We start from the raw sequence: 6,294 nt of genomic DNA, 5'->3' as shown, positions 1-6,294 counted from the left end.
CGGCCACCCGGGCGCACGCCCAGGCCGTGCAGGTGCGCCGACCCCGCGCCGCCGGGCCGCCCGGACCGCGGCGCGGCCCCCACGACGCCCGCGAGGACGCCCGGCTCCTCCGGGTCGACGACACCCCACCAGCGCTCCCCCGCACCCGACGGATCGGCCTCCGTCGTCGGGTTCGCCAGCGCGAGGCACGCCCGGATGGCGTCGCCCTCGGCCACCGGGTCGAGCTCGCGCACGTGCGCCTCGGCCGCGACCTCAGCCGGTGCGCGGTCGGTGACCAGCCACTCCCAGCCCGTGCGGTTCGGCGTCAGCCCCAGCCGGGTCACCTCCTTCAGGTGCAGCACGTCGAGGGCCGCCGTCTCCACCCAGGCGAACCGGTGGGTGCGGACCCCGTGCGCCCGCACGAGCGCGGCGACGTCGGGTGCGGGGCCGGCGGCCAGCAGCATGGTCGCGGTGGGCTCGTCCGTGGACCTCTGCACCAGCAGCAGGGCGTCACCGGACGTCTCGACGTGCTCCGGGCGCCACCAGCGGTGCTCGTCCAGCAGGAACGGGTCCTGCGCCCAGGCGGGAGGCAGCGCGGGCGAGGCGTGCAGGGCGGGGACCTCGGGCGTCGCGACGGGCGGCTCGCCCTGCGGCGCAGAACGACCCCGGGCGCCGGACGACCCCGGCACGTCGGGCGTGCCGGGGTCGTCCGGGTGGGGCGCGGCCGCCGGGTCGGCGGCGCGCGTCACGGCTGGGCGGGCGTCGCGGCCTCCGCGACCGGCGTCTCGGCCAGGGCACCGGCGGGAGCCACGGCGGGCTTCGCCTTCGCGTCCACACCGGCCTCCTTGCGCTGCTGCGCGGTGATCGGGGCCGGGGCACCGGTCAGTGGGTCGTAGCCGCCGCCCGACTTCGGGAACGCGATGACGTCGCGGATCGACTCCGCACCCGTGAGCAGGGCGACGATGCGGTCCCAGCCGAACGCGATCCCGCCGTGCGGCGGCGCGCCGAACTGGAAGGCGTCGAGCAGGAAGCCGAACTTCTCCTGCGCCTCGGCCTCGCCGATGCCCATGACGTCGAACACGCGCTCCTGCACGTCCCGGCGGTGGATACGGATCGAGCCGCCGCCGATCTCGTTGCCGTTGCAGACGATGTCGTAGGCGTAGGCCAGGGCCTCGCCCGGGGACTCCTCGAAGCGGTCGATCCACTCCGGGGTGGGCGACGTGAACGCGTGGTGCACGGCGGTCCAGGCGCCCTCGCCGACGGCGACGTCGTCGTCCTCGCCCGTGGGCTTGAACAGCGGCGCGTCCACGACCCACACGAACGACCACGCGGACTCGTCCAGCAGGTCGCCGCGGCGGCCGATCTCCAGGCGCGCGGCGCCGAGCAGCGCCCGGGCCTCGGCGGGCTTGCCCGCGGCGAAGAACACCGCGTCGCCGGGCTTCGCGCCCACCGCGGCGGCCAGGCCGTCGCGCTCGGCGTCGGTGATGTTCTTGGCGACCGGGCCGCCGAGGGTGCCGTCCTCGGCGACCGTGACGTACGCGAGGCCCTTGGCGCCGCGCTGCTTCGCCCACTCCTGCCAGGCGTCGAACCCGCGGCGCGGCGTCGCGGCGCCACCCGGCTGCACGACGGCGCCGACGTACGGCGCCTGGAACACCCGGAACGGCGTCGCGGCGAAGTACTCGGTGAGCTCGACCAGCTCCAGGCCGAACCGCAGGTCGGGCTTGTCGGTGCCGTACCGGGCCATGGCGTCGGCGTAGGTGATCCGGTCGATCGGCGTCGGGATCTGCACGTCGATCAGGCCCCACAGCGCGGTGAGGATCTTCTCGCCCAGGGCGATGACGTCCTCCTGGTCCACGAAGGACATCTCGACGTCCAGCTGCGTGAACTCCGGCTGCCGGTCGGCGCGGAAGTCCTCGTCCCGGTAGCAGCGGGCGATCTGGTAGTACCGCTCCATGCCGCCGACCATCAGCAGCTGCTTGAACAGCTGCGGCGACTGCGGCAGCGCGTACCAGGAGCCCGGCGCGAGGCGGGCCGGCACGACGAAGTCGCGGGCGCCCTCGGGCGTGGAGCGGGTCAGCGTCGGGGTCTCGATCTCGACGAAGTCCTGCTCGTCCAGCACGCGGCGCGCGGCCTGGTTGGCCTTGGCGCGCAGCCGGATCGCCTTCGCGGGCTCGGGCCGACGCAGGTCGAGGTAGCGGTGGCGCAGCCGCGCCTCCTCGCCGACGGGCTCGTCCAGCGAGGACGACACCTGGAACGGCAGCGGCGCGGACTCGTTGAGCACCACGACCTCGTCGGCGGTGACCTCGACCTCGCCGGTCGCGAGCTGGGCGTTCTCGTTGCCCTCCGGGCGACGGCCGACCGTGCCGGTGACCTGGAGCACGTACTCGGCGCGCAGGCCGTGCGCGACGGCCTCGTCCCGGATGACGACCTGGGCGATGCCGGAGGCGTCGCGCAGGTCGACGAACGCCACCCCACCGTGATCGCGCCGGCGATCCACCCACCCGGTCAGGGTGACGGTGGTGCCGATGTGCTCGGCCCGCAGCGAGCCGGCGGTGTGGGTGCGCAGCACGAGGAGTCCTCTCAGGTGGTGGGTCGCTGCCCTCCTCGGGCAGCCCGGCGAGTCTACTGCGACCGCACCACCCACCGCCCCGGACCGGCCTCAGAACAGCGCGGGCTGCACGGCGGGCGCGGCGACCACACCGGGGAGCACGGCCTGGGGCGCGTCGCGGGACCAGCCGGGCCGGAACCGCCACGGGGACGGCTGCACCCGCCCCTCCGCGTCCACGGAGTCCGCGAGCGCCGCGGGGGCGTCGAGGCCGTGCCGCCGGCGCAGGGGCCGGATCCGCGCGGCGAGCCAGCGCCGGTACTCCTCGGGGACGTAGGCGCCGGTGCCGTAGAGCCGCCGGTACTTCGCGACGAGGGACGGTCGGTGCTCGGCGAGCCAGCGCAGCATGAGCGGTCGCACGGGTCCGCGCAGGTGCAGCGGGATGGTGGTGACGCCGGTGGCGCCGGCGTCGGCGAGGTCGCGGAACAGGGTGTCGAGGTGGTCGGTGCCGTCGGTGAGCCAGGGCATGACGGGGGCGACCATGACGGTGCAGTCGAGGCCGGCGTCGCGGACGGCGCGGATGAGCGCGAGCCGGGCGCGGGGCGTGGGGGTGCCGGGCTCCATGGCCTGCTGGAGGTCCTCGTCGCCGATGGCGAGGGACACGGCCACGGCGACGTCGACCTCGCGGGCGGCCTCGACCAGGACGGGCAGGTCGCGGCGCAGCAGCGTGCCCTTGGTGAGCAGCGACAGGGGCGTGCCGGAGGCCGCGAGCGCCGTGATGATCCCGGGCATGAGGGCGTAGCGCCCCTCGGCGCGCTGGTAGGGGTCGGTGTTGGTGCCGAGGGCGACGTGCTCGCGGCGCCAGGAGGGGCGGCGCAGCTCGGCAGCGAGGACGTCGACGACGTTGGTCTTGACGACGATCTGGGTCTGGAAGTCCTCGTCGGGTCCGAGGCCCAGGTACTCGTGGGTGGGGCGGGCGAAGCAGTAGGTGCAGGCGTGCAGGCAGCCGCGCATCGGGTTGACGGTCCACCGGAACGGCATGGCGGACGCCTCGGGGACCTTGTTGAGGGCGGAGCGGGCGTGCACCTCGTGGAAGGTGACGCCCGCGAACTCGGGGGTGCGCACGGAGCGCTGCAAGCCGGCGAGGGCGAGGCCGGGCAGCGCCGCGTCCTCGGCCTGGATCTTCTGCCCATCCCATCGCATGGCGCGATTCGAACACGTGTTCGATCCTGCTGCAAGCGTCCTGGTCGCACGGTCGGCGGCCGGGCAGGTCCTCAGCATGCTGGCGTTCCGGTTGCCGACCGGCACGGCCTCCCCCACGGTGGAGGCATGACCACCGCGACGCAGCCCCGCACCGACCCGCACGACTCCCCCGCCGCCCGCACGCCGCTGTCGCGCGACTGGTGGGTGCTCGTCGGGCTGCTGCTGGTGAACGTCGCCGTGGCCGGTGGCGGCAGCATCGCGTCGTCGTCGGGCGTGGACGGCTGGTACGCCGAGGCGGCGAAGCCCGCGTGGGTGCCGCCGAACTGGGTGTTCGCCCCGGTGTGGACGGTGCTCTACGTGATGATGGCCGTCGCGGCGTGGCTGATCTGGCGGCGGCACGGTGCCCGCACCGCGCGCACCGCCCTGGTGCTGTACGGCGTGCAGCTCGCGCTCAACGCGGCGTGGACGCCGGTGTTCTTCGGCGCCGAGCAGCTCGGCGCCGGGCTGGTGGTCATCCTGCTGCTCGAGGTGGCGCTGGTCGCGACGATCGTCGCGTTCCACCGGCTCACCCCGTGGGTGGCGTGGCTGCTCGGGCCCTACCTCGCGTGGGCGCTGTACGCGACGACGCTCAACGCGGGCGTCCTCGCCCTGGCGTGACGCGACCCCCCCGGAGCCCGCGGGTTCGCGGACCCCGGAGGGTCGGTACGTCAGGTCGCGGGGACGACGCGCGGGTGCAGGTCCTCGGCGGGCGGCGCCCACGTCGCGGCGTCGGCGTCCGTCTGGTCGCCGCTGCGGATGTCCTTCACCTGGTCGACGGCGCCGTCCTCGTCCCCCGCGGGGAACCACACGAACGGGATGCCGCGCCGGTCCGCGTGCTTGATCTGCTTGCCGAACTTCGCGGCCGTCGGCGCGACCTCCACCGGGACCCCCCGGGCCCGCAGCGCGGCGGCGACCGCGTCGGACGCCGGGCGGGACTCCTCGGACGTCACCGCGACCAGCACCGCCGCGGGCACGCCGCGGGTCGCCCGCACCAGGCCGCCGGAGATCAGCCGCGACACCAGCCGCGAGACGCCGATCGACAGGCCGACGCCCGGGTAGGTCTGCTTGCCGTCCGAGGCGAGCGTGTCGTACCGGCCGCCCGAGCAGATCGAGCCGAGCTGCTCGTGCCCCACCAGGACGGTCTCGTAGACCGAGCCGGTGTAGTAGTCCAGGCCGCGCGCGATCTTCAGGTCCGCCACCACGACGCCGGGGGCCCGCACCGCGGCCGCCTCCACGAGCTGCCGCAGCTCGGCCAGGCCCTGCTCCATGAGGTCGGACTCCACGCCGTGCGTGGCCGCGAGCGCGCGCACCCGGTCCACGACCGTCGCGTCGCCGCCGCTGATCGCCGCGAGGTCCAGGCACGCGCGCGCCTGCTCGGGCGTGGCCCCCGCCTCGGCCACGAGCAGCGCGGCGACCTTGTCCGGGCCGATCTTGTCGAGCTTGTCGATGCTGCGCAGCACCGCCTCGACGTCGTCCAGGCCCAGGCCCCGGTAGAAGCCCTCGGCGACCCGGCGGTTGTTCACCAGGATGCGCACCGGCGGGACGCCGATCTCCCGCAGGGCGCCGAGCGCCTCCGCCATGACCAGCGGCAGGTCGACCTCGTAGTGGTAGGGCAGGTCCCCCGCCCCGACCACGTCGATGTCCGCCTGCACGAACTCGCGGAACCGGCCGTCCTGGGGGCGCTCGCCGCGCCACACCTTCTGGATCTGGTACCGCTGGAACGGGAACGCCAGGTGCCCGGCGTTCTCCAGCACGTACCGGGCGAACGGCACCGTGAGGTCGAAGTGCAGGCCGAGCTGACCGGAGCGGTCGGTGTCCTCGCCCTCCTCCTGGAGGCGGCGCAGCACGTACACCTCCTTGGAGGTCTCGCCCTTGCGCAGCAGCTGGTCGAGCGGCTCGACCGCCCGGGTCTCGATCCCCGCGAAGCCGTGCAGCTCGAAGGTGCGCCGCAGCGTGTCGAGGACGTGCTGCTCGACCACGCGGCCGTCGGGGAGCCACTCGGGGAAACCGGACAGAGGAGTCGGACGTGCCATGCCCGTCATCCTGCCAGGTACGGGTTGGTGGCCAGCTCCACGTCCACCCGGCTGGCGGGCCCGTGACCGGGCAGCACGCGCGCGCCCGGGGGCAGCGACCCCACCACCTCGCGCAGCGTCGTCGCCATCACCGCCGCGTCCCCGCCCGGCAGGTCGGTGCGCCCCACGCCGCCCGCGAACAGCACGTCCCCGGTGAGCACGATCACCTCGTCCCCCACCTCGCCGAGGTACAGCGTCGAGCCGCCCGTGTGCCCCGGTGCGTGCCGCGCGACGAGGTGCACGCCACCGAGCACCAGGTCGACGTCGGGCGTCCGGGCCGCACCCGCGGCCCCGTCCCCCACCGCGCCGAACACCTCGACCAGCACCGGCTCCGGCGCCCGCGGGTCCAGCCCGACGCCCTCGACCGCCGCCCGCAACGCCCCCGCCACCGCGCGGGCGTCCGGGCCCGCCGCCTCGCCGAGCGTGCCCCACGGGTCCGCCAGGCGGTGCGCGTCC

At 75.2% G+C, this 6,294-nt stretch carries 5 protein-coding genes and 1 pseudogene; 1 reads left to right on the top strand and 5 read right to left on the bottom strand.

What is annotated here, in order from left to right; translation table 11 throughout:
• The 3 genes and pseudogenes from EBM89_RS19000 to EBM89_RS18990 all read right to left on the bottom strand — a co-directional run.
• Positions 1 to 728: pseudogene (locus EBM89_RS19000) on the bottom strand (hypothetical protein); the annotation flags it as partial.
• Entirely contained in the window at positions 725 to 2,548 is a 1,824-nt protein-coding gene (aspS, locus tag EBM89_RS18995; RefSeq protein WP_122151179.1) for an aspartate--tRNA ligase, read from the bottom strand. The pseudogene EBM89_RS19000 and the gene aspS, both read right to left, overlap by 4 nt.
• A 90-nt stretch (positions 2,549 to 2,638) precedes the next feature.
• Entirely contained in the window at positions 2,639 to 3,727 is a 1,089-nt protein-coding gene (locus tag EBM89_RS18990; protein WP_122151178.1) for an Rv2578c family radical SAM protein, read from the bottom strand.
• 126 nt (positions 3,728 to 3,853) lie between these two features.
• Between EBM89_RS18990 and EBM89_RS18985 the strand changes: the two genes are divergently transcribed.
• Complete coding sequence (locus tag EBM89_RS18985; RefSeq protein WP_122151177.1) at positions 3,854 to 4,384, top strand: TspO/MBR family protein; 531 nt, start codon at positions 3,854 to 3,856, stop codon at positions 4,382 to 4,384.
• A gap of 50 nt (positions 4,385 to 4,434) precedes the next feature.
• Here the strand turns inward: EBM89_RS18985 and hisS are convergent, their stop codons facing one another.
• Positions 4,435 to 5,799 (bottom strand): histidine--tRNA ligase, encoded by a 1,365-nt coding sequence (hisS, locus tag EBM89_RS18980; protein WP_122151176.1) that lies wholly within the window; start codon positions 5,797 to 5,799, stop codon positions 4,435 to 4,437.
• A gap of 5 nt (positions 5,800 to 5,804) precedes the next feature.
• A partial coding sequence (locus tag EBM89_RS18975) for an MBL fold metallo-hydrolase (RefSeq protein WP_122151175.1) occupies positions 5,805 to 6,294 on the bottom strand: 490 nt, incomplete at its 5' end.

The organism is Cellulomonas triticagri (assembly GCF_003696205.1).
Taxonomy (GTDB): domain Bacteria; phylum Actinomycetota; class Actinomycetes; order Actinomycetales; family Cellulomonadaceae; genus Cellulomonas; species Cellulomonas triticagri.
Note: the sequence above shows the minus strand (reverse complement) of the source record. Positions and strands in the feature narration are given on the sequence as shown.